General features: G+C 61.5%; 20 protein-coding genes. 14 read left to right on the top strand and 6 right to left on the bottom strand.

Annotation, left to right across the window (positions count from 1 at the left end):
• Window positions 1-165 precede the first annotated feature (165 nt).
• Together M5C71_RS25685 and M5C71_RS25690 are read left to right on the top strand one after the other, a co-directional pair.
• Window positions 166-897 carry a response regulator transcription factor gene (locus M5C71_RS25685; RefSeq protein WP_100944075.1) on the top strand — a complete coding sequence of 244 codons (732 nt, stop codon included), beginning with the start codon at window positions 166-168 and terminating at the stop codon, window positions 895-897.
• Window positions 887-2,347, top strand: coding sequence for a HAMP domain-containing sensor histidine kinase (locus M5C71_RS25690; RefSeq protein ID WP_177143353.1), 1,461 nt, complete (start codon window positions 887-889; stop codon window positions 2,345-2,347). Before M5C71_RS25685 ends, M5C71_RS25690 begins: the two co-directional genes overlap by 11 nt.
• Here the strand turns inward: M5C71_RS25690 and M5C71_RS25695 are convergent.
• Window positions 2,316-2,960 (bottom strand): AP2/ERF family transcription factor, encoded by a 645-nt coding sequence (locus M5C71_RS25695; protein WP_103498588.1) that lies wholly within the window; start codon window positions 2,958-2,960, stop codon window positions 2,316-2,318. The two genes, M5C71_RS25690 and M5C71_RS25695, sit on opposite strands and share 32 nt — an antisense overlap.
• 303 nt (window positions 2,961-3,263) lie before the next feature.
• Between M5C71_RS25695 and M5C71_RS25700 the strand changes: the two genes are divergently transcribed.
• From M5C71_RS25700 to M5C71_RS25730, 7 genes are all read left to right on the top strand, one after another.
• Entirely contained in the window at window positions 3,264-4,502 is a 1,239-nt protein-coding gene (locus M5C71_RS25700) for an AGE family epimerase/isomerase (protein ID WP_248769002.1), read from the top strand.
• A 150-nt stretch (window positions 4,503-4,652) separates the two neighbouring features.
• The gene (locus M5C71_RS25705; RefSeq protein WP_248747723.1) at window positions 4,653-5,939 is read left to right on the top strand and encodes an ABC transporter substrate-binding protein; all 1,287 of its coding nucleotides are present in this window, start codon (window positions 4,653-4,655) and stop codon (window positions 5,937-5,939) included.
• A 154-nt stretch (window positions 5,940-6,093) separates the two neighbouring features.
• Window positions 6,094-7,002: a sugar ABC transporter permease gene (locus M5C71_RS25710; protein ID WP_103498591.1), complete on the top strand. Its 909-nt coding sequence runs from the start codon at window positions 6,094-6,096 to the stop codon at window positions 7,000-7,002.
• Window positions 6,995-7,840: a carbohydrate ABC transporter permease gene (locus tag M5C71_RS25715; RefSeq protein ID WP_103498592.1), complete on the top strand. Its 846-nt coding sequence runs from the start codon at window positions 6,995-6,997 to the stop codon at window positions 7,838-7,840. The genes M5C71_RS25710 and M5C71_RS25715 overlap by 8 nt, the downstream gene beginning before the upstream one ends.
• A 2-nt stretch (window positions 7,841-7,842) precedes the next feature.
• The gene (gene ugpC, locus M5C71_RS25720) at window positions 7,843-9,003 is read left to right on the top strand and encodes a sn-glycerol-3-phosphate ABC transporter ATP-binding protein UgpC (RefSeq protein WP_103498593.1); all 1,161 of its coding nucleotides are present in this window, start codon (window positions 7,843-7,845) and stop codon (window positions 9,001-9,003) included.
• Between the two features lie 161 nt (window positions 9,004-9,164).
• Window positions 9,165-10,511, top strand: a complete 1,347-nt coding sequence (locus tag M5C71_RS25725) for a carbohydrate porin (protein ID WP_152741299.1) — start codon at window positions 9,165-9,167, stop codon at window positions 10,509-10,511.
• A gap of 226 nt (window positions 10,512-10,737) precedes the next feature.
• Complete coding sequence (locus M5C71_RS25730) at window positions 10,738-11,592, top strand: D-hexose-6-phosphate mutarotase (RefSeq protein WP_103497606.1); 855 nt, start codon at window positions 10,738-10,740, stop codon at window positions 11,590-11,592.
• A 120-nt stretch (window positions 11,593-11,712) separates the two neighbouring features.
• Here M5C71_RS25730 and M5C71_RS25735 read toward each other — a convergent pair whose 3' ends face one another.
• Entirely contained in the window at window positions 11,713-12,573 is an 861-nt protein-coding gene (locus M5C71_RS25735) for a MurR/RpiR family transcriptional regulator (protein ID WP_177096979.1), read from the bottom strand.
• 226 nt (window positions 12,574-12,799) lie between these two features.
• Between M5C71_RS25735 and zwf the strand changes: the two genes are divergently transcribed.
• Genes zwf through M5C71_RS25750 form a run of 3 tightly spaced genes read left to right on the top strand, consistent with a single transcriptional unit; the run spans window position 12,800 to window position 15,652 of the window.
• Window positions 12,800-14,269, top strand: a complete 1,470-nt coding sequence (gene zwf / locus M5C71_RS25740; RefSeq protein WP_103497605.1) for a glucose-6-phosphate dehydrogenase — start codon at window positions 12,800-12,802, stop codon at window positions 14,267-14,269.
• On the top strand, window positions 14,256-14,969 hold the full coding sequence (gene pgl, locus M5C71_RS25745) for a 6-phosphogluconolactonase (RefSeq protein WP_248769003.1): 714 nt from the start codon (window positions 14,256-14,258) through the stop codon (window positions 14,967-14,969). The genes zwf and pgl overlap by 14 nt, the downstream gene beginning before the upstream one ends.
• A 17-nt stretch (window positions 14,970-14,986) precedes the next feature.
• Window positions 14,987-15,652 carry a bifunctional 4-hydroxy-2-oxoglutarate aldolase/2-dehydro-3-deoxy-phosphogluconate aldolase gene (locus M5C71_RS25750; protein ID WP_100944088.1) on the top strand — a complete coding sequence of 222 codons (666 nt, stop codon included), beginning with the start codon at window positions 14,987-14,989 and terminating at the stop codon, window positions 15,650-15,652.
• 228 nt (window positions 15,653-15,880) lie between these two features.
• On the opposite strand, the gene M5C71_RS25755 is transcribed toward M5C71_RS25750, so the two are convergent.
• Together M5C71_RS25755 and M5C71_RS25760 are read right to left on the bottom strand one after the other, a co-directional pair.
• The gene (locus M5C71_RS25755; RefSeq protein WP_248769004.1) at window positions 15,881-17,065 is read right to left on the bottom strand and encodes an aminotransferase class V-fold PLP-dependent enzyme; all 1,185 of its coding nucleotides are present in this window, start codon (window positions 17,063-17,065) and stop codon (window positions 15,881-15,883) included.
• Between the two features lie 24 nt (window positions 17,066-17,089).
• Complete coding sequence (locus tag M5C71_RS25760) at window positions 17,090-17,326, bottom strand: DUF3820 family protein (RefSeq protein WP_027619874.1); 237 nt, start codon at window positions 17,324-17,326, stop codon at window positions 17,090-17,092.
• Between the two features lie 209 nt (window positions 17,327-17,535).
• On the opposite strand from M5C71_RS25760, the gene M5C71_RS25765 reads away from it, so the two are divergent.
• Complete coding sequence (locus tag M5C71_RS25765; RefSeq protein WP_103497602.1) at window positions 17,536-18,000, top strand: PA2169 family four-helix-bundle protein; 465 nt, start codon at window positions 17,536-17,538, stop codon at window positions 17,998-18,000.
• A 50-nt stretch (window positions 18,001-18,050) separates the two neighbouring features.
• Here M5C71_RS25765 and M5C71_RS25770 read toward each other — a convergent pair whose 3' ends face one another.
• Window positions 18,051-18,521: a MaoC family dehydratase gene (locus M5C71_RS25770; RefSeq protein ID WP_017126221.1), complete on the bottom strand. Its 471-nt coding sequence runs from the start codon at window positions 18,519-18,521 to the stop codon at window positions 18,051-18,053.
• A 72-nt stretch (window positions 18,522-18,593) separates the two neighbouring features.
• Complete coding sequence (locus M5C71_RS25775; protein ID WP_248769005.1) at window positions 18,594-19,538, bottom strand: alpha/beta hydrolase; 945 nt, start codon at window positions 19,536-19,538, stop codon at window positions 18,594-18,596.
• 242 nt (window positions 19,539-19,780) lie between these two features.
• On the opposite strand from M5C71_RS25775, the gene fadD2 reads away from it, so the two are divergent.
• Complete coding sequence (fadD2, locus tag M5C71_RS25780; RefSeq protein WP_248747727.1) at window positions 19,781-21,469, top strand: long-chain-fatty-acid--CoA ligase FadD2; 1,689 nt, start codon at window positions 19,781-19,783, stop codon at window positions 21,467-21,469.
• Window positions 21,470-21,629: the final 160 nt, after the last annotated feature.

A 21,629-nucleotide genomic window follows, 5' to 3' on the forward strand; every position in this document is an offset into this window, starting at 1 on the left:
CGTCGTACCTAGGTTTTGTACACGACATCAAACTGTAGGAGCAGGGCTTGTCGGATCGCCGCACCGCCGCGAAAGCGTCCGGCCAGGCAACACATGCTTCACGGCTTAATCGATTAAGGCATAATCCGCATTTCAGTCCTCCCCACAACAACAAGGACGATTTCCGTGAGCGTATTCAGTAAGTCCATTCTCCTGGTCGACGACGATCAGGAAATCCGTGAATTGCTGGACACCTACCTCAGCCGTGCCGGTTTCCAGGTGCGCACCGTCGGCGATGGCGCCGGCTTTCGCCAGGCCCTCAACGATGCCCACAGCGATCTGGTGATCCTTGACGTCATGCTGCCCGACGAAGATGGTTTCAGTCTCTGCCGCTGGGTCCGCCAACACCCGCGCCAGGCCCAAGTGCCGATCATCATGCTCACCGCCAGCTCCGACGAGACTGATCGGGTCATCGGCCTGGAACTGGGGGCCGACGATTACCTGGGCAAACCCTTCAGCCCACGGGAACTGCAGGCGCGGATCAAGGCCCTGTTGCGCCGCGCGCAGTTCGGCCAGGAGCGCAACGGCAGCGAGGTGCTGGCCTTCGATGACTGGCGCCTGGACACGGTCAGCCACCGGCTGTTCCACACCGACGGCGAAGAAGTGATTCTCTCCGGTGCCGACTTCGCCCTGCTCAAGCTGTTTCTCGATCACCCCCAGGAAATCCTCGACCGCGACACCATCGGCAATGCCACCCGTGGGCGTGACCTGATGCCCCTGGACCGGATCGTCGACATGGCGGTCAGCCGCCTGCGCCAACGCCTGCGCGACACCGACAAGCCGCCGCGACTGATCCGCACCGTGCGCGGCAGCGGCTATCAGTTGGCGGCCAACGTCACCGCGGCCAATGCCCTCTGAGCTGCGCCGGCGCCTGCCGGTTCCGCGCTCGCTGCTGGGGCGCATGTTGCTGCTGACCCTGTTGGCGGTGTTGATCGCCCAGACGCTGTCCAGCGTGATCTGGCTTTCGCAGTTGCGCGCGACGCAGCTCGAAGGCCTGGTCACCAGTGCCCGCAGCCTGGCCCATTCGATGACCGCCAGTGTCAGTTACCTGCGCTCGCTGCCGCTGGCCTATCGCCCGCTGGTGCTCGATCAATTGCGCAGCATGGGCGGTACGCGGTTTGTCGTGACCCTCAACGACAAGCCCCTGGATATGCGCCTGCTGCCGGCCACGCCGCGCAAGACCGCGGTGCTCGATGCCGTGCACGAGGTGCTGCGCCAGGCGCTGGGCAACGAGGTGGATATCTCGGTGCAATTCGTCAGCCCCGACGACCTGCGGATTTTCAACGGTGGCCTGAAGCTCGACGAGCTGCCGCGTTCCTGGGCCCACTACGCGCTGACCCTGGAACCGGTCAATCCGCCGGTGCTGGTGACGCAGATCCAGATGTCCCCCGGCGAATGGCTGTATATCGCCTCCCTGCTGCCCGAGCCCTACACCAGCCTGGAAGAGGAAGGCCTGCCGTCCCAGCAGGTGTGGTTTATCGTCCTGACCAGTGGCTTTCTGCTGTTATTCATCGGCCTGCTGGTGCACTGGCAGAGCCGTCCCCTCAAACGCCTGGCGCGGGCCGCGCGGGACATGTCCCTGGGGGATGCGCAAGTACGGCCGGTGGCCGAAGGCGGTGGCAGCGAAGTGGTGGAGGTGGGCCGGGCGTTCAATGCCATGCGTGAGCGTATCAGCCGTTACCTGACCGAGCGCAGCCAGTTGTTCAGCGCCATTTCCCACGATCTGCGCACCCCCATCACCCGGCTGCGCCTGCGGGTCGAACTGCTGGAGGACGAGAAGCTGCAGTACAAGTTCGGTCGCGACCTCGATGAACTGGAGATGCTGGTCAAGGGCGCGCTGCAATGTGTGAAGGACACCGATATCCACGAGAACATCGAGCCGGTGGACCTCAACCACGCCCTCGATTGCCTGATCGAACCCTACCTGCCACCCAACGGCAATGGTCGGGTCTCGCTGGACGGTCGCGCCCACGCGGCCTTTCCCGGCAAGCCACTGGCGCTGCGACGCTGCATGGGCAACCTGATCGACAACGCCCTCAAGTATGGTGACAAGGCCCACCTGCATATCGAAGACGACGACGAAGCTTTTGTGCTGCACGTCGATGACGAAGGGCCCGGGGTGCCCGAGCAGCGCCTGGAGCAGGTGTTCGAACCGCACTTTCGCTTGTCCGGCCAGCAACAGGGCTACGGCCTCGGGCTGGGCATCGCGCGCAATATCGCCCACAGCCATGGCGGCGAAGTGAGCTTGCAGAACCTGCGCGACGGCGGGTTGCGGGTTACTTTGTACTTGCCGCGAAATGCCGACTGATCGACAGGAACGCCTGTTCCGCACTGATATTCAGCGCCGGCTCGAGCGGGTCCGGCGGAAGGATATCGGCTGAGGCCCGCACCTCCCGCGGTCGCGCCATGGCCGCGCGGATGCGGTGTTCGCGCACGCGGCTGTTGCTCTGGCTGAAGTAGCGTTGCAAGGCTTCCATCGCCTGTTCATAGGGCTCGTTGCACAACGCCAGTTGGCGTTCACGCTCACGCAGCGCCAGGCGCTTGGCCTGCTCCTCGCCGTGGCGACGCACACTGAAACTGCGGCTCAGGCAGTAGCCATGAATCCGCGTGCTGGCCCGCCAGTAGCCGGTGTTGTTGGTCTCGACCCGGATCACCCCGGGATGTCCGCTGGTGTTATGAGGCATCAGGCGCTGACGCTCTGCATAGCTTTGTGACGGCTGCATTTTCAGCACCAGGGCGTTGCGGTAGGACTCGGCCATGCACCGGGCCGGTTCCTCGCCACCACACTCGGCGAAGCTGAAAACACCGCCCAATTGGGCGCCGCCACGCATGACCTCGACCCTCCAGGCACACAGACCTTGTCCGTTGTAGACCGGGAAAATGCAGCATTGGCGGGGGTTGCGCAGGTGGGGGGCAACCATGGATCACACCTCCTTGGGGGCGCTTGACCGGCGCACCTGAAATGAAGAAGTGCAGCAGATTCGCCGAAGTAAAGGAGTGCTTCAATGTGGGAAAAGACGTTAGGGATCGCTCCTACATTGGAAAGGGAAACGACTTATTCAGCAATTTTCCTACCTCGCAGAGTCTGGGGCCGAAGGGACCTTCTCTGATTTTTGTCACTGTCTGGTGACATTTGCGCGGGGCTTCGTGACCTGGCAGCGAAGAATGGCTGGCTAGAATCGCCGGATAATCGTTTGGCTCCTAACAACAAGAAAGGTACTCCGATGGACACCCTTGAACTGCCGTTCAGCAGTTGGCTCAATGCCCCGGCTCATCGTGCCTGGTTGTTGGCCGAAGGCCGGCGGCTGCTGGCGTTTGCCAAGGCTTCGCGCCTGGCCGAAGGCTTCGGCAATCTCGACGAGCACGGGCAACTGGCGGACGACGCCATGGCCGAAACCATGAACACCGCGCGCATGACCCACAGTTTCGCCATGGCCCATATCCAGGGAATTCCCGGTTGCCTGGGCTTGGTCGATCACGGTGTCGCCGCCCTCTGGGGGCCGTTGCGCGATGCCAGCCACGGTGGTTGGTATGCGGTCCCCGATCACCGCGACGGCAACAGCGGCAAGGCTGCCTACCTGCACGCCTTTGTGGCCCTGGCCGCGAGTTCCGCGGTGGTTGCCGGCAGTGCCGATGCCCCGCGCCTGCTGGCCGAAGCGATCCGCGTGCTCGAGACGCATTTCTGGAACGAGGAGGAGGGCACCCTGCGCGAATCCTTCACCCGCGATTGGCAACAGGAAGAAGCCTATCGCGGTGCCAACAGCAATATGCACGGCACCGAGGCCTTTCTCGCCCTGGCGGATGTCACCGGCGACAGTCGCTGGCTGGATCGCGCGCTGCGTATCGTCGAGCGGGTGATCCACCAGCATGCCGCCGCCAACGATTTCATGGTCATCGAACACTTCGACCGCCAGTGGCAACCCCTGCGCGAGTACAACCACGACAACCCGGCGGACGGCTTTCGCCCCTACGGCACCACGCCCGGTCATGGCTTCGAATGGGCGCGGCTGGTCCTGCACCTGGAGGCCGCGCGCCGCCAGGCCGGCTTGTTCACCCCCGATTGGTTGTTGAACGACGCCCGCGGTTTGTTTGACAGCGCCTGCCGCCATGGCTGGCACGCTGATGGCGCGGCGGGCATCGTCTACACGCTGGACTGGGCCAACCGTCCGGTGGTCCGTCAGCGCCTGCACTGGACCCATGCCGAAGCCAGCGCCACGGCCGCCGCCTTGCTCCGGCGCACCGGCGAGGCGCAGTACGAAACCTGGTATCGACGCTTCTGGGATTTTATCGATGTGCACTTCATCGACCTGGAACTGGGCAGCTGGCATCACGAACTGGATGAGCACAATCGGCCCGATGCCAAGATCTGGGGCGGCAAACCCGACCTCTATCATGCCTTTCAAGCGGTGCTGCTTCCGGGGCTGCCACTCGCCCCGAGCCTCGCGAGCGCTCTGGCCCGGTAATCCTGGGCTGATAACGGCAACGAAATTTATGTAACCATGCAGTGACATTTGCACGTCCCTTCGTTACCTGCGAAGGGCCTTGCCTTGACTAGAATCCCATGCAGCGCAAGCACCAGACTTGCATGCATAACAACAAGAAAGGTACTACAGATGAATTCGATTTCCCGCCTCGCCGCCGTCGTTTCTCTCGCCTCGTTGTTTCCTCTCAGTGCATTGGCCGCCGAATCCAAAGGAACGGTGGAAGTGGTTCATTGGTGGACTTCCGGTGGTGAAAAGGCCGCGGTCGATGTCCTCAAGGCCCAAGTTGAAAAAGACGGCTTTATTTGGAAAGACGGTGCGGTAGCCGGCGGCGGCGGTTCCACTGCCATGACCGTGCTCAAGAGTCGCGCCGTAGCCGGCAACCCACCGGGTGTCGCGCAGATCAAAGGTCCGGATATCCAGGAATGGGCGTCCACCGGGCTGCTCGACACTGACGTTCTGAAGGGTGTTGCCAAAGAACAGAAATGGGACAGCCTGCTCGACAAGAAAGTCTCCGATACCGTGAAGTACAACGGTGATTACGTGGCCGTGCCGGTGAATATCCACCGCGTCAACTGGCTGTGGATCAACCCGGCGGTCTTCAAGAAAGCCGGCATCGAAAAAGCACCGACCACCCTCGAGGAATTCTACGCCGCCGGCGACAAGCTCAAGGCCGCGGGTTTCATCCCGCTCGCCCACGGTGGCCAGCCTTGGCAGGACAGCACCGTGTTCGAAGCGGTGGTGTTGTCGGTCATGGGCGTTGATGGCTACAAGAAAGCCCTGGTCGATCTGGACAACGCTGCGCTGACCGGTCCTGACATGGTCAAGGCGCTGACCGAGCTGAAGAAAGTCGCGACCTACATGGACCAGGACGGCAAAGGCCAGGACTGGAACCTGGAAGCGGCCAAGGTCATCAACGGCAAGGCCGGCATGCAGATCATGGGTGACTGGGCCAAGAGCGAGTGGACGGCGGCCAAGAAAGTCGCTGGCAAGGACTACGAATGCGTAGCCTTCCCGGGCACTGACAAAGCCTTCACCTACAACATCGACTCCCTGGCGGTGTTCAAGCAGAAAGACAAGGGCACCGCGGCAGGTCAGCAGGATATTGCCAAGGTCGCCTTGGGTGAGAACTTCCAGAAAGTCTTCAGCATCAACAAAGGCTCGATCCCGGTTCGCAACGACATGCTCCACGAAATGGACAAGCTCGGTTTCGACGAGTGCGCCCAGAAGTCGGCCAAGGACTTCCTGGACGATGCCAAGACCGGCGGTCTGCAACCAAGCATGGCGCACAACATGGCGACCACGCTGGCCGTACAGGGTGCGTTCTTTGATGTCGTGACCAACTACATCAACGACCCGAAAGCCGATCCAGCCGATGCCGCCAAGAAACTCGGCGCGGCGGTCAAGTCCGCCAAGTAGTTTCAGCACCGCAGGTTCCCTTGCAGGAGCCGGCTTGCTGGCGATTTTTATCTGACAGTCAACATCGTCGTTGGATGAGCAATCGCAATCGCCAGCAAGCCGGCTCCTGCAGAGGATCTGCATGTAGTCCCTTTTCCCTGTAGTGGATTTTCCCATGAGTTCTGTTGCTGTGTTCAGCAAAGCCTCGCCGTTCGATGCATTGCAGCGCTGGCTACCCAAACTGGTGCTGGCGCCCAGCATGTTTATCGTCCTGGTGGGCTTCTATGGCTATATCCTGTGGACGTTCGTACTGTCGTTCACCAACTCGACTTTCCTGCCGTCCTACAAATGGGTCGGCCTGGCGCAATATGCGCGGTTGTTCGACAACGACCGCTGGTGGGTGGCGAGCAAGAACCTGGCGCTGTTCGGCGGTTTGTTCATCGGTGTCACTCTGGTGATCGGCGTGCTGCTGGCGGTGTTCCTCGACCAGCGCATCCGGCGCGAAGGTTTTATCCGCACCATTTACCTGTACCCGATGGCGCTCTCGATGATCGTCACCGGTACCGCCTGGAAATGGCTGCTCAACCCGGGCATGGGCCTGGACAAACTGTTGCGTGACTGGGGCTGGGAAGGCTTCCGCCTGGACTGGCTGATCGACCCCGATCGCGTGGTTTATTGCCTGGTGATCGCAGCGGTCTGGCAAGCCTCGGGGTTCATCATGGCGATGTTCCTGGCCGGCCTGCGCGGTGTCGATCAATCGATCATCCGTGCCGCCCAGATCGATGGCGCGAGCCTGCCGAGGATCTACTGGAAAGTGGTGCTGCCCAGCCTGCGTCCGGTGTTCTTCAGTGCGGTGATGATCCTGGCGCACATCGCGATCAAGAGCTTCGACCTGGTGGCGGCGATGACCGCCGGTGGTCCGGGCTACTCGTCCGACCTGCCTGCCATGTTCATGTATTCCTTCACCTTCAGTCGCGGCCAGATGGGCATGGGCTCGGCCAGTGCGATTCTGATGCTCGGTGCGATTCTCGCGATCATCGTGCCTTACCTGTACTCCGAGCTGAGGACCAAGCGTAATGACTAGTCTCGCCCACAAACCGGCGATCAGCCTGAGCCGCATCGCCATCTACGCGGTGCTGATCCTCGCCGTGCTGCTCTATCTGGTACCGCTGGTGGTCATGCTGTTGACCAGCTTCAAATCACCGGAAGACATCAGCACCGGCAACCTGCTGAGCTGGCCGACGGTGATTACCGATATCGGCTGGGTCAAGGCCTGGGCCACGGTCAACGGCTACTTCTGGAACTCGATCAAGATCACCGTCCCGGCGGTGCTGATCTCCACCGCCATCGGTGCGTTGAACGGCTATGTGCTGTCGATGTGGCGCTTCCGCGGTTCGCAGTTGTTCTTCGGCCTGCTGCTGTTCGGCTGCTTCCTGCCGTTCCAGACCGTGCTGCTGCCGGCCTCGTTCACCCTCGGCAAGATGGGCCTGGCCAGTACCACCACGGGCCTGGTGTTCGTGCACATCGTTTACGGCCTGGCGTTCACCACGCTGTTCTTCCGTAACTACTACGTGAGCATTCCCGATGCGCTGGTGAAGGCGGCACGCCTGGATGGTGCGGGTTTCTTCACCATCTTCCGGATGATCATCCTGCCGATGTCGACCCCGATCATCATGGTCTGCCTGATCTGGCAGTTCACCCAGATCTGGAACGACTTCCTCTTCGGCGTGGTGTTCTCCAGCGGTGATTCGCAGCCCATCACGGTGGCGCTGAACAACCTGGTCAACACCAGTACCGGGGTCAAGGAATACAACGTTGATATGGCAGCGGCGATGATCGCCGGGCTGCCGACCCTGCTGGTCTATGTGGTCGCAGGCAAGTATTTCGTGCGCGGGCTGACGGCCGGCGCAGTCAAGGGGTAATCATGGCAACGCTCGAACTTCGCAATGTAAACAAGACCTACGGCGCCGGTTTGCCGGACACCCTGAAGAACATCGAACTGTCGATCTCGGACGGTGAGTTCCTGATCCTGGTCGGGCCTTCGGGCTGTGGCAAGTCGACGCTGATGAACTGCATCGCGGGCCTGGAGAACATCACCGGCGGCGCGATCATGATCGATGACCAGGACGTCAGCGGCATGAGCCCGAAGGATCGCGACATCGCCATGGTGTTCCAGTCCTATGCGCTGTACCCGACCATGAGCGTGCGCGAGAACATCGAGTTCGGTCTGAAAATCCGCAAGATGGCCCAGTCGGCCATCGACGAGGAAGTCGCCCGGGTCGCCAAGCTGCTGCAGATCGAACACTTGCTCAACCGCAAGCCCGGCCAGTTGTCCGGTGGTCAGCAACAGCGTGTAGCCATGGGCCGTGCCCTGGCGCGGCGGCCGAAGATCTACCTGTTCGACGAACCGCTGTCCAACCTCGACGCCAAGCTGCGGGTCGAGATGCGCACCGAAATGAAACTGATGCACCAGCGCCTGAAAACCACCACGGTCTACGTGACCCACGACCAGATCGAAGCCATGACCCTGGGCGACAAGGTGGCGGTGATGAAGGACGGCATCATCCAGCAGTTCGGCACGCCGAAGCAGATCTACAACGACCCGGCGAACCTGTTTGTCGCCAGCTTCATCGGTTCGCCGCCGATGAACTTCATCCCCCTGCGCCTGCAACGCAAGGATGGTCGCCTGCTGGCTCTGCTCGACAGCGGCCAGGCCCGTTGCGAGCTGCCGCTGGGGGTGACCGATGCCGGTCTTGAAGACCGCGAAATCATCCTCGGCATGCGTCCGGAACAGATCAGCCTGATGCAGGGCGAGCCCAATGGGTTGCCGAGCATCCGTGCCGAAGTCCAGGTGACCGAGCCGACCGGTCCGGACACCCTGGTGTTCGTCAACCTCAACGGGACCAAGGTCTGCTGCCGACTGGCACCGGACGTGGCTCCGCAGGTGGGTGAAACCCTGACCCTGCAATTCGATCCGGCCAAGGTGTTGTTGTTCGACGCCCAGACCGGTGAACGCCTGGGCGTGGTGGCCAAGCCACAAGTCCAGGTGCATAGCGACAATGTGGCGCAATTCAAGGGCCGCTGACTGTGAAGAAGGGGCTTGCTCCCGAGGGTCGCGAAGCGGCCCTCAAACCTGAGGCCGGGATGTATCAGGAAAAGCGTCTGCCAAAGAGATTTGACGCATTACAGACGATGTAAACCACGTTCGATAAAAACCGTTAATAACAATAAGACGAGGATGTAGGGATGAAAAAGAAAAACACCAATGCCCGCCTGTTCTGCCAATTGTCGGCGGCGGCAACACTGGTCCTGGCTGGCCACGCAATGGCGGACGATGCGTTCAGCGCCAATTCCAAATGGATGACCGGTGACTGGGGCGGAGAGCGCACCAAGCTGATCGAAGAAGGCATCGACATCAAGATGGATTATGTCGGTGAGGTCGGTAGCAACCTGCATGGCGGCTACAACAACGACCACACCTCGCGTTACGCCGACCAGTTTGGTCTGGGCGTGGCGTTGGATCTGCAAAAGCTGTGGGGCTGGGATAACACCCAGGCCAAGATCCAGCTCACCAACCGTAACGGTGAGAACATCTCCAATGATCGCATCGGCGACCCACGCGCCGGCACCTTGAGCTCCTCCCAGGAAGTCGACGGTCGCGGCCATATGGTTCGTCTGACCCAGTTCTGGATCCAGCACCAGATGTTCGACAACAAGCTGGATGTGAAACTCGGTTACTTCGGTGAAGGCGAAGACTTCAACACCTTCCCGTGCGACTTCCAGAACCTGTCGTTCTGTGGCTCCCAGGTGGGTAACTATGTCAACACCTGGTACAACTGGCCCGTCGCCCAGGCTGCTATTCGCGTGAAGTACAACATCACGCCTGAGCTGTATGCGCAAATCGGTGCGTACAACCAGAACCCGTCGCAGTTGGAACACGGTAACGGCTTCAAGCTCAGCGGCAGCGGCACCAAGGGGACCGTCCTGCCGGTCGAACTGGTCTGGTCGCCGAAGGTCAACGACCTGCCGGGCGAATACCGTGTCGGTTACTACAAAAGCGCGGCTCCGGCTAATGATGTGCTCCGGGACAACAATGGTGGGGACGCCGCAACCAGCGGCCTGCCTTATCGTGTCCACAACAGCAAGCACGGTTACTGGTTCGTGGCGCAGCAGCAACTCACCAGCCACAACGGCGACGCTTCCCGCGGTCTGAATATCGCGGCGAACGCGACCTTCCACGACAAGGCCACCAACCTCGTCGACAACTACCAGTCGGTGATGTTCGTGTACAAAGGGCCGTTCGATGCGCGTCCGAAGGATGACGTCGGGATCGGTTTTGCCCGTATCCATGTCAACCAGGACGTGAGGGAAAACGCCGAGTTGGAAAACGCCGCCAATAACGTCAGCGACTATAACAACCCGCTGTACTCGCCACTGCGCGACACCGAGTTCAACACCGAAATCAACTACGGCTTCCACGTCACCAACTGGTTGACCGTACGTCCCAACCTGCAATACGTCACCCACCCGGGTGGTGTGAATCAAGTCGACAACGCTGTGGTTGCCGGCCTGAAAATTCAGTCGGTCTTCTAAGGCTTCGACTGATAAGCTCTCTCTCTATGTGCGCATCTTGCGGATGGTCCACCAGACCGTCCGCTTTTTTTTGCCGCACACTGTAGGAGCGAGCTTGCTCGCGATGAATGCAAGGGTACCGCGTGTCTCCAGTTGCCCCGCGTTATCGTTGACGTTCATCGCGAGCAAGCTCGCTCCTACAGGTGGATAGATGCAAATGGTTTGGTGATTTCAGGATTCGCGGCACATGCATGAGCAACCGCTACAACGCTTTTTCAAATCCCGGCGCGAGCAACCGGTGTTCCAGTGGGAGCGCTTTCAACAGCGTGAAGTGCTGGTGATCGACCATCCCTTGTGCCAGGCGGTGTTCAGTCGCCAGGGCGCGCAACTGTTGCACTTCCAGCCCCAGGGGCAGAAGCCCTGGTTGTGGTGCGCGGCCAAATGGCCACAGGTCGGGGCGATTCGCGGCGGGGTGCCGGTGTGCTGGCCCTGGTATGGGCGGCATCCGAGCGAAAACGCCTGGCCGTCCCACGGTTGGGCAAGGCTGATCGACTGGAAACTGCTGGAAAGCAGCAGCGACGAGGAGGGCGTCAGCCTGCACTGGCGTTTGCAGCTCTGCGACTGGCAGGTCGACCTGCATGCGCGCCTGGGAGAAAGCATGGACCTGCGCTTGAGCACCGAGCATCAGGACAGTGAACCGTGCCAGTTGAGCCATGCGCTGCACGCCTATTGGCGTATTGGTGATGTTGGTGAGATAGCGCTGTCCGGGCTCGACGGCGCCGAGGGGTATGACCAGTTGAATCGTCAGGCCTGCCGGCAGGAAGGCGAGTTGCGGGTCGATGGCGGTTGCCAGCGGGTGTTCCAGCATGACGGTGAACTGCACCTCAAGGATCATGCCTGGCAGCGGGAGTTGTGCATCGACACCGGCGACAGCGCCGACACCGTGGTCTGGCATCCGGGGCACCGGCCGTTGCTGGGGGTGAGTTGGAATGAAGTGATGGGGTTTGTCTGTGTCGAGGCCGCCAGTGGCGGCACCGACAGCCTGTGCCTGGCGCCCGGGGAGCGGGCGCATCTGAGTTTGCAGGCGCGTGCTTCGGTTTAGGCGGCGTGGCGGATGACGTCTTCGCGGGCAAGCTCCGCTCCCACAGTTTGACCGCGAATCACCTGTGGGAGCGGAGCTTGCCCGCGAAGGCGATATCAGCGTTTCACCTTGCTCAGGGCCTCAGTTGAACTCGTCACCCACCGGATAACGGCTGGCGTTGAGGCTTTCCTTGATCTTGCGCAGGTGCGGCTGGAAATCCACGCCACGGCGCAGGGTCATGCCGGTGGCCAGCACATCCAGCACCGTCAACTGGATGATCCGCGAGGTCATCGGCATGTAGATGTCGGTGTCTTCCGGCAGCGGAATATTCAGGCTCAGGGTACTGGCCTTGGCCAGCGGCGAACCCGCCGCCGTCAAGCCCAGCACCGACGCGCCGTTCTCCCGGGCAATACGCGCCACTTCCACCAGTTCCCGGGTACGCCCGGTATAGGAAATGATCACGAACAGCTCACCGGTGTGGGCCACTGAAGCGATCATCCGCTGCATCAGCACATCGGCATGGGCGGTGACCGCCAGGTTGAAGCGGAAGAACTTGTGCTGGGCATCCAGGGCCACCGGTGCCGAAGCGCCCAGGCCGAAGAAGTGGATCTGCCGGGCCTGGATCAACAGGTCGACGGCGCGGCTGATCAGGTTCGGGTCCAGGGCCTGGCAGGCGCTGTCCAGGGACGCGATGGCGCTGCCGAAGATCTTTTGCGTGTAGGCCTCGGGATTATCGTCGGCCTCCACCGCACGGCTCACATAGGCCGCGCCGCTGGCCAGGCTCTGGGCCAGTTGCAGCTTGAGTTCGGGGTAACCGCTGACACCGAACGAACGGCAGAAACGGTTGACCGTCGGCTCGCTGACCGAAGCCGCCTGGGCGAGGGCGGCGATGCTGAAACGGGTCGCCTGCTGCGGGTTGAGCAGGATGACTTCGGCGACTTTGCGCTCGGCCTTGTTCAGGTCTTCGAGGCGGCTCTGGATCTGCTCCAGTAAATTTCGCACGCGGTCCATTTGGTGATTCCTTGATTCGAGGCAACTTGGGTTCTGCAAGGCCCGGAACAATGCCCTTGGGCAGCTCCCGGCGGTGGCCTATCCTACTGATGGCGTGTGATGACCACCACTCGGAATCATCATATTGATAAAATGTTGTGGTTATTACTACATTTTTCCTTGAGTGATGCCTCGAAAAAAGGTATTTATCGTTTAACTTGATAAAAGAACAAACATCATGCCTTCGATAACGGTTGAACCGTGCACCTTTGCCTTGTTTGGCGCCCTGGGCGACCTGGCGCTTCGCAAGCTGTTTCCTGCCTTGTATCACCTCGATGGCGCAGGCTTGCTCCATGAAGACACGCGCATCCTGGCCTTGGCCCGCGAGCCCGGCAGCAATGCCGAGCACCTGGCGACCATCCAGGAAGAACTGCGGGTCTTTGTCGAGGACCGGGAAATCGACGAAGTGGTGCTTGAGCGCTTCCTCGCCCGCCTCAGCTACCTGCACGTGGACTTCCTCAAGCCCGACGACTATGTCGCCCTGGCCGAGCAAGCCGGCACCAGCCAGTGCCTGATCGCCTATTTCGCCACGCCGGCCTCGGTCTATGGTGCGATCTGCGAGAACCTGGCCAAGGTCGGCCTGGCTGAAAACACCCGGGTGGTGCTGGAAAAACCCATAGGTTCGGACCTCGAGTCGTCGCGCAAGGTCAACGACGCCGTGGCGCGCTTCTTCCCGGAAAACCGCACTTATCGCATCGACCACTACCTGGGCAAGGAGACGGTGCAGAACCTGATCGCCCTGCGTTTCGCCAACAGCCTGTTCGAAACCCAGTGGAACCAGAACTACATCTCCCACGTGGAAATCACCGTGGCCGAGAAGGTCGGTATCGAAGGCCGCTGGGGTTACTTCGACAAGGCCGGCCAGCTGCGGGACATGATCCAGAACCACCTGCTGCAACTGCTCTGCCTGATTGCCATGGACCCGCCGGCCGACCTCTCGGCCGACAGCATCCGTGACGAGAAGGTCAAGGTGCTCAAGGCCCTGGCGCCGATCAGCCCGGAAGGCCTGACCACCCAGGTGGTGCGCGGCCAGTACATCGCCGGGCACAGCGAAGGGCATTCGGTGCCGGGTTACCTGGAGGAAGAAAACTCCAACACCCAGAGCGACACCGAGACCTTCGTCGCCCTGCGCGCCGATATCCGCAACTGGCGCTGGGCCGGCGTGCCGTTCTACCTGCGCACCGGCAAGCGCATGCCGCAGAAGCTGTCGCAGATCGTCATCCACTTCAAGGAACCGTCGCACTACATCTTCGCCCCCGAGCAGCGCCTGCAGATCAGCAACAAGCTGATCATCCGCCTGCAACCGGACGAAGGTATTTCCCTGCGGGTGATGACCAAGGAGCAGGGCCTGGACAAGGGCATGCAACTGCGCAGCGGGCCGCTGCAACTGAATTTCTCCGACACCTATCGCAGTGCGCGGATTCCGGACGCCTACGAGCGTCTGTTGCTGGAAGTGATGCACGGCAACCAGAACCTGTTTGTCCGTAAAGATGAAATCGAAGCCGCGTGGAAGTGGTGTGACCAGTTGATCGCCGGTTGGAAGAAGTCCGGCGATGCGCCCAAGCCCTACGCGGCCGGGTCCTGGGGACCGATGAGTTCCATTGCACTGATCACGCGGGATGGGAGGTCGTGGTATGGCGATATCTGAATTGAAACTGCCCCAGGGCGTACAGGCGCACGAATTCCGCAGCCCGGCGCTGTTGGCCGAGGGCCAGGCGCAAGCCGTGGCCGAGCAACTGCGGGCGGCGATTGCCGCACGCGGCGCGGCGACCCTGGTGGTGTCCGGCGGGCGCAGCCCGGTGGCGTTCTTCCAGAGCCTGGTGAAACAGGACCTGGACTGGTCCCGTGTGGTGGTCAGCCTCGCCGACGAACGCTGGGTACCGGTGGAGCACGCCGACAGCAACGCCGGCCTGCTCAAGCGCTATCTGCTCCAGGGCCCTGCGGCCAAGGCGCGGTTTATCGGCTTGTACAGCGCCGCGGCAAACCTGGAGGCGGCGGCCGAACAGGCCGATCAATTGCTTGCAGAGCTGCCGGCTATCGACGTGCTGGTCCTGGGCATGGGCGATGACGGTCACACCGCCTCGCTGTTCCCTGGCAGCCCGAACCTGGCGGCGGCCCTGCAAGTGGATGGCAGCCGGCGCGTCTGGCCGATGCTGGCGCCGACCGTGCCGCACCAGCGCCTGACCATGAGCCGGGCCTTGCTGGCTTCGGCGACCTTCACCGTGCTGGCGATTTCCGGCCAGTCGAAACTGGCCACCCTGAATGCCGCATTGGCCGGCGATGACCTCGCGGCCATGCCGATTCGCGCTTTCTTGCAACCTACCCTGAATATTTACTGGTGCCCATGAGTCAAGGATCCGCTGCTATGACAAAAAATGTCCCGACCGTCTCCATGGCAGACAAGGTCGCCCTGATCGATGAGCTCTGCACCCGTGCACGGATTCTTCCGGTGATCACCATTGCCCGTGAGCAGGATGTCCTGCCGTTGGCCGATGCCCTGGCCGCCGGTGGCCTGACCGCGCTGGAAGTGACCCTGCGCTCGCAGTTCGGTCTCAAGGCCATCCAGATCCTGCGTGAAGAGCGTCCGGAACTGGTGACCGGTGCCGGCACCGTGCTCGATCGGCAGATGCTGGCGGCGGCGGAGGCGGCGGGTTCGCAATTCATCGTCACCCCGGGCATTACCCGTGACCTGCTGGAAGCCAGCGTCGACAGCCCGATTCCGTTGTTGCCCGGCATCAGCAATGCCTCGGGGATCATGGAGGGCTACGGCCTGGGTTATCGTCGCTTCAAGCTGTTCCCGGCGGAAGTCAGCGGCGGCGTGGCGGCGATCAAGGCCCTGGGCGGTCCGTTCGGCGAAGTGAAGTTCTGCCCGACCGGCGGCGTCGGCCCGGCCAATATCAAGAGCTACATGGCGTTGAAAAACGTGATGTGCGTGGGTGGTAGCTGGATGCTCGATCCCGAGTGGATCAAGAACGGCGACTGGGCGCGGATCCAGGAATGCACCGCCGAGGCGCTGGCCCTGCTGGACTGATTCATCGTTACTGAATTTCGTTGTGTGTTCTACGGCTTTACGGTGCGCTTGGTCGGCGCACCGTTTTTTTTTGCCCGATGAAAAGTTTTCCGGTCCGAAGGTTGGGTGTTTGTGCCGGCCCCTTCGCGGGCAAGCCCTGCTCCTACAGTTTTGTGTCGTACACCAACCTTGTATACGACGCGGAACTGTAGGAGCAGGGCTTGCCCGCGAACCCGCGCAGCGGGCCATTCAACCGCTTAACTCGCCCAGCGCCCGCGCCAGCAGCTTCAGGTCCTGCGCCGAGTTGGCCAACCCCGGCGTGACCCGGATGCAATTGCCATGGGCCGTGCCTTCGCGGACCACGGTAAACAGGTTGTACTCCGCCAGGAGTCGGTCGACCATCCGCTGCTGGTCCGGCTCATGCCGAAAGCGCAGCGAGGTGATGCCGCAATACAGACGCGGATCATCCGGTGTCAGCACCTCGATACCCGGCATCCCGCGTGCCGCGCCCACCCAGATATCCCGCAGGTAATTGAGTCGTGCGCCCTTGGCCGCCGAGCCACCCAGTGCCCGATGCTCCTCGAAGACCAGGGGCAAGGTCATCCAGGCCGGAATATTCGGTGTGCCATAGGGCGCGCGGGAGCGGATATCGCTGATCGGGTAGCGGTCTTCGCCCATGTCCGGATCGATCTCCTCCAGGCGCGTCGGATCGATATAGATAAAGCCCAGGCTCAGGGGCGCACCCATCCATTTCTGCAGGTTGAAACCGGCGAACAGGATACCCAGTGCTTCGAGGTTGAAATCGATCTGGCCCAGGGCATGGGCACCGTCGAGGATCACATCCACCCCATGTTTGCGGGCTGCGGCGGCGATGGCCTGGACCGGCATCACCAACCCGCTGCGATGGGTGACGTAGGTCAGGGCCATCAGCTTCAGTCGGGGATAACGTTCGAACGCTTCCTGATAGGTGTTCACCAGGCTGGCGAAGCTCGCCGGGAAGGGATGGCTGATCTCGATCAGCTCGACGCCGCGGTTGCGTGCCAGCCAGCGCATGGCGCCGAGGACGCTGGGGTATTCCTGGTCGCTGACCAGCAACTGATCGCCGGGCCGCAGGGCGTTGTAGTTGCGGATCAGCGAATGCAGGCCGTCGCTGGCGCAGCGGGTCAGGGCCACGGCTTCGTGATGGGTACCCAGCAGGTCGGCCAGTTGTGCGCGAATCTCCAGGCTTTCTAGGGTTTCGAAGCGCTGGCGGACATGCACCGAGTTGCTGCGGTTGATGAACTCGATATGGCCTTCGTAGGCTTCCACGACACTGCGGGTCATGCGGCCGAAATAGCCGTTTTCCAGGTTGATCGGGCCGGGCTCCAGGTCATAACGCGCGGCCACGCTGAGCCAGAAGTGTTCGTCACGGGCGTGCTCTTCATTCCATGGCATGGCGGGCTTCTCTCGACAACGGGATCAATGGCGGGGTTTGGGTTTGCCGTGCTTGGCGCGTAGCGGGTCGAGCAGGTCGGACAAGCCGTTGTGGTCGATCTCCTGCATCAAGGCGAGCAGGCCACCGAGTTCACCGTGGGGGAAACCCTCGCGGGCGAACCAGTTCAGGTACGGGCCGGGCAGGTCGGCGATGATCCGTCCCTTGTATTTGCCGAACGGCATTTCGCGGGTGACCAGCAGTTCGAGTTTCTCGGGATTCATGGGGCGACCTTGTCTTGCGCTGTTCAAGCGTCTTGAAAAATACAGGCATTCTGCATGCAGGCCAATTGACAGTTCATGCAAATAACCGCCATACAGATCTTTGGCTTATTTTCAAGTATATGAAATATAAGTAAAAAATAATCGATCAAGGCTTGGCATGGTGACTGCAACAGTTCTTGGTAGCTTTCACCACCAGAAGGAATTGAGCCATGACCAACATCAATAAAGAAGCCGTATCGATTCTCAATGATCTGATCGAAGTCAGTAAAGACGGTCAGAAAGGTTTTCAGACCTGTGCTGAAGACATCAAGAATCCCGAACTGAAGGCGTTGTTTGTGCACCGTGCCAGCGAGTGTGCGGCATCTGCCGCGGAACTCCAGGCCGAGGTGCGCAAATTGGGTGGCGATCCGGAGACTAGCACCAGTGTGGCCGGTGACCTGCACCGTCGTTGGGTGGACGTGAAAGCGCTGTTCACCGGCAAGGGTGAAGAGGCGGTGCTCAACGAGGCCGAGCGCGGTGAAGACCACGCCAAGAAAGCCTACAGCGAAGCGCTGGTGAAACTGGCCAAGCACAATCTGGTGGGCCTTACCGACCTGGTGAACCGTCAGTATCAGGGTGTGCTGCGCAATCACGACCAGGTGAAGGCGCTGCGTAATATCGCTCGCGCCAGCTAAGTTTCACGCTGCCACAAAAAACGCCGGTTGATCCGGCGTTTTTTTATGCATCAGCCAATGGTGATCGGCGGCGGGCTGGTCAGGGTCACGGTCTGCTGCTTGCGTGGCGCGAGGATCTCGGCTTCACCGTCGACCACCAGCTCATCGCGCTGGTTGAACACCCGGGTGGCGATGCGCACGCGGAATTTCGGCAGCTTCTCGAGGATCTCCAGACGCACGGTCAGGGTGTCACCGATCTTCACCGGCTTCTGGAAGCTCATCTGCTGGCCCAGGTAAATGGTGCCCGGCCCGGGCAGCTCGCAGGCCACCGCGGCGCTAATCAGCGCACCGCTGAACATGCCGTGGGCAATACGCTCCTTGAACATGCTCGCCGCGGCGAACTCGGCGTCCAGGTGCACCGGGTTGTGATCGCCGGACATGGCGGCGAACAACTGGATATCGCGCTCTTCAACGGTCTTGCTGTAGCTGGCGGTCTGGCCGACTTCAAGGGCTTCGTAAGGCGTGTTGGTAACCTGGGTCATCGCAAGGTGGTCCTGTAAGGGTGTTATCTGAAATCAACGGATTGATTTCAAAGTTGATGATTGAGCCGGCGATCATTCCGAGCGCGACGGGCGACGATGGGCCAGGGCCTGTTCCAGCCACTGGATCAGGTCTCGGGTGACTTCCTCGCGGTTGGTCTCGTTGAACACTTCATGCCGTGCCTGTGGGTAGACGTTCAATTGCAGGTTCTGGCTACCGGCGGCGCGCAAAGCGTCGGCCAGATCCTTGAGACGCTTGCCCTCGCTGACCGGATCACATTCGCCGCCGATCACCAGCAGCGGCAGGCCCGGGTCGATCTGCGCGAGGTTTTTCACCTTGCTGATCTGCTGCAGGCCACCGAGCAGATCAATCCATAATTGGTTGGTGCAACGGAAGCCGCATAGCGGGTCGTCGACGTATTTGTCCACTTCATCCGGGTCACGGCTCAGCCAGTCGAAAGCCGTGCGATTGGGCTTGAAGGCCTTGTTGAACGAGCCGAACGACAGCCAGTCGATCAGCGCGCTGCGCCCGGTGGGGCCCTGGCGCCAGCGTTCGAAGCGGGCAATCGCGCTGGCCGCGCGGTACAGCGCCACCGGCTGGAAGTTCGAGCCGCTGAGGATCGCGCCCTGCAGGCTGGCGCTGTGGTGCAGCAGGTAGGCCTGGGCGATGTAGCTGCCCATGCTGTGGCCGAGCAGGATGATCTGCACCCCGGGGTGTTGCTCGCCGATGCGCTGGTTGAGGCTGGCCAGGTCACTGACCATCGCGCACCAGCCGTCCTGGTCGGCGTAGTGGCCGAGGACGCCGTGTTCGGCGGTCTTGCCGTGGCCGCGCTGGTCGAAGGCATACACACCATGGCCGGCGGCGCACAGGGCCTCGGCCAGGCGGGCATAACGACCGCTGTGTTCGGCCATGCCGTGGGACAGCAGGATTACGGCCTTCGGTGGGCCGTCCGGCAACCAGCGATTGACGTACAGGCGGCTGTGGTCACTGACGGTCAACCAGAAGGTGTCATGGATCATGGCGGTTCCTTTGCGCGGGGACGAGGCGGACATCGGCCGGGGCGTGTTGTCGCTCCATTGTATAGCGCATCCTCGCACAGGAAGCAGACCCTCCTGCGCATTGGCAGCAAGATTCATGATGTTAATGACTGTGTCCGGCATATTTGCCTGATGCCCGTTAGCTGCTAACGTCCGCTAAGCACCGCTTTTTTCGCCTTGGGCGCAGGCGGCCCCGCAGAGGCTCAGGTAAGAGGACAAAAACAATGCAACCTGATTTCTGGAATGACAAACGCCCCACCGGCGTACCCCTGGACATCGACCTGGGCGCCTACAAGTCGGTGATCGAGGTGTTCGAGCGCTCCTGCAAGAAGTTCGCCGACCGTCCGGCCTTCAGCAACATGGGCGTGACCCTGACCTACGCCGAGCTCGAGCGCTACAGCGCGGCCTTCGCCGGTTACCTGCAAAGCCACACCGAGCTGAAACCGGGCGATCGCATCGCGGTGCAGTTGCCCAACGTCCTGCATTACCCGATTGCCGTGTTCGGCGCGTTGCGCGCCGGGTTGGTGGTGGTCAACACCAATCCGCTGTACACCGTTCGCGAGATGCGCCATCAGTTCAAGGACTCCGGCGCCCGCGCGCTGGTGTACCTGAACCTGTTCGGCCAGCGGGTCCAGGAAGTGCTGCCCGATACCCAGATCGAGTACCTGATCGAAGCGAAGATGGGCGACCTGATGCCCGCCGCCAAGGGTTGGCTGACCAACCTGGTGGTGGACAAGGTGAAGAAGCTGGTCCCGGCCTATGACCTGCCCCAGGCGGCCTCGTTCAAGAGCGCCTTGCGCCTGGGCCGGGGCCACGCCATCCGACCCTTGAGCGTCGGCCTGGAAGATATCGCGGTGCTGCAATACACCGGCGGCACCACGGGGCTGGCCAAGGGTGCGATGCTGACCCACGGCAACCTGGTGGCGAACATGCAGCAGGCCCGGGGTTGCCTGTCCCAGCCCGGCGACGACGGCCAGCCGCTGCTCAAGGAAGGCCAGGAGGTGATGATCGCGCCGCTGCCGCTGTACCACATCTATGCCTTCACGGCGAACTGCATGTGCATGATGGTTACCGGCAACCACAACGTGCTGATCAGCAATCCACGGGACATCGGCGCCTTTATCAAGGAGTTGAAGAACTGGCGCTTTTCCGCGTTGCTGGGGCTCAACACCCTGTTCGTGGCGTTGATGGAGCATCCGGAGTTCAAGACCCTGGATTTCTCCAGCCTGAAACTCACCAACTCCGGCGGCACCGCGCTGGTCAAGGCTACCGCCGAGCGCTGGCACAAACTCACCGGTTGCCGCATCACCGAAGGCTACGGGCTGACCGAGACTTCGCCGATCGCCTGCACCAACCCCTATGGCGACAAGGGCAAGCTGGGCACGGTGGGTTTGCCGGTGCCCGGTACGGCCTTGAAGGTCATTGACGATAACGGGGTCGAGCAGCCGCTGGGTGAGCGTGGCGAGTTGTGTATCAAGGGGCCGCAGGTCATGAAGGGCTACTGGCAGCAGGTCGAGGCCACGGAACAGGTGCTGGATGCCGAGGGTTGGTTCAAGACCGGTGATATCGCGGTGATCGATCCGGACGGCTTCGTGCGCATTGTCGACCGCAAGAAGGACATGATCATCGTCTCGGGTTTCAACGTGTACCCCAATGAAATCGAAGATGTGGTGATGGCCCACCCGAAAGTCGCCAATTGCGCGGTGATCGGGGTGCCGGACGAGCGTTCCGGCGAGGCGGTGAAGTTGTTCGTGGTGGCGCGGGATTCGGGGGTCAGCCTCGAAGAACTGAAGGCCTACTGCAAGGAAAACTTTACCGGCTACAAGGTACCCAAGCACATCGTGCTGCGTGATTCGCTGCCGATGACGGCGGTGGGCAAGATCCTGCGGCGGGAGTTGCGGGATATCGCCTAGGCCGCGATAGATGTGGCGTTATTGAGGGGCTCTTCGCGGGCAAGCCCTGCTCCTACAGTTCGTCGTCGTTCACCGATTTTGTGTACGACACAATACTGTAGGAGCAGGGCTTGCCCGCGAAGCTTTTTGGGCCTGAAACCCTCGATCCAGAGCGAGATTC

This window comes from Pseudomonas sp. MWU12-2345 (assembly GCF_023242385.1).
Taxonomy (GTDB): Bacteria; Pseudomonadota; Gammaproteobacteria; order Pseudomonadales; family Pseudomonadaceae; genus Aquipseudomonas; species Aquipseudomonas gingeri_D.

Bases quoted from the DNA above. Each gene is read 5' to 3' on its own strand.
- M5C71_RS25725 (WP_152741299.1), top strand. From the start codon at position 9,165: ATGAAAAAGAAAAACACCAATGCCCGCCTGTTCTGCCAATTGTCGGCG.
- M5C71_RS25695 (WP_103498588.1), bottom strand. From the start codon at position 2,960: ATGGTTGCCCCCCACCTGCGCAACCCCCGCCAATGCTGCATTTTCCCG.
- M5C71_RS25715 (WP_103498592.1), top strand. From the start codon at position 6,995: ATGACTAGTCTCGCCCACAAACCGGCGATCAGCCTGAGCCGCATCGCC.
- pgl (WP_248769003.1), top strand. From the start codon at position 14,256: ATGGCGATATCTGAATTGAAACTGCCCCAGGGCGTACAGGCGCACGAA.
- ugpC (WP_103498593.1), top strand. From the start codon at position 7,843: ATGGCAACGCTCGAACTTCGCAATGTAAACAAGACCTACGGCGCCGGT.
- M5C71_RS25710 (WP_103498591.1), top strand. From the start codon at position 6,094: ATGAGTTCTGTTGCTGTGTTCAGCAAAGCCTCGCCGTTCGATGCATTG.
- M5C71_RS25765 (WP_103497602.1), top strand. From the start codon at position 17,536: ATGACCAACATCAATAAAGAAGCCGTATCGATTCTCAATGATCTGATC.
- M5C71_RS25755 (WP_248769004.1), bottom strand. From the start codon at position 17,065: ATGCCATGGAATGAAGAGCACGCCCGTGACGAACACTTCTGGCTCAGC.
- M5C71_RS25775 (WP_248769005.1), bottom strand. From the start codon at position 19,538: ATGATCCATGACACCTTCTGGTTGACCGTCAGTGACCACAGCCGCCTG.
- M5C71_RS25760 (WP_027619874.1), bottom strand. From the start codon at position 17,326: ATGAATCCCGAGAAACTCGAACTGCTGGTCACCCGCGAAATGCCGTTC.
- M5C71_RS25705 (WP_248747723.1), top strand. From the start codon at position 4,653: ATGAATTCGATTTCCCGCCTCGCCGCCGTCGTTTCTCTCGCCTCGTTG.
- zwf (WP_103497605.1), top strand. From the start codon at position 12,800: ATGCCTTCGATAACGGTTGAACCGTGCACCTTTGCCTTGTTTGGCGCC.
- M5C71_RS25770 (WP_017126221.1), bottom strand. From the start codon at position 18,521: ATGACCCAGGTTACCAACACGCCTTACGAAGCCCTTGAAGTCGGCCAG.
- M5C71_RS25730 (WP_103497606.1), top strand. From the start codon at position 10,738: ATGCATGAGCAACCGCTACAACGCTTTTTCAAATCCCGGCGCGAGCAA.
- M5C71_RS25690 (WP_177143353.1), top strand. From the start codon at position 887: ATGCCCTCTGAGCTGCGCCGGCGCCTGCCGGTTCCGCGCTCGCTGCTG.
- fadD2 (WP_248747727.1), top strand. From the start codon at position 19,781: ATGCAACCTGATTTCTGGAATGACAAACGCCCCACCGGCGTACCCCTG.
- M5C71_RS25700 (WP_248769002.1), top strand. From the start codon at position 3,264: ATGGACACCCTTGAACTGCCGTTCAGCAGTTGGCTCAATGCCCCGGCT.
- M5C71_RS25750 (WP_100944088.1), top strand. From the start codon at position 14,987: ATGACAAAAAATGTCCCGACCGTCTCCATGGCAGACAAGGTCGCCCTG.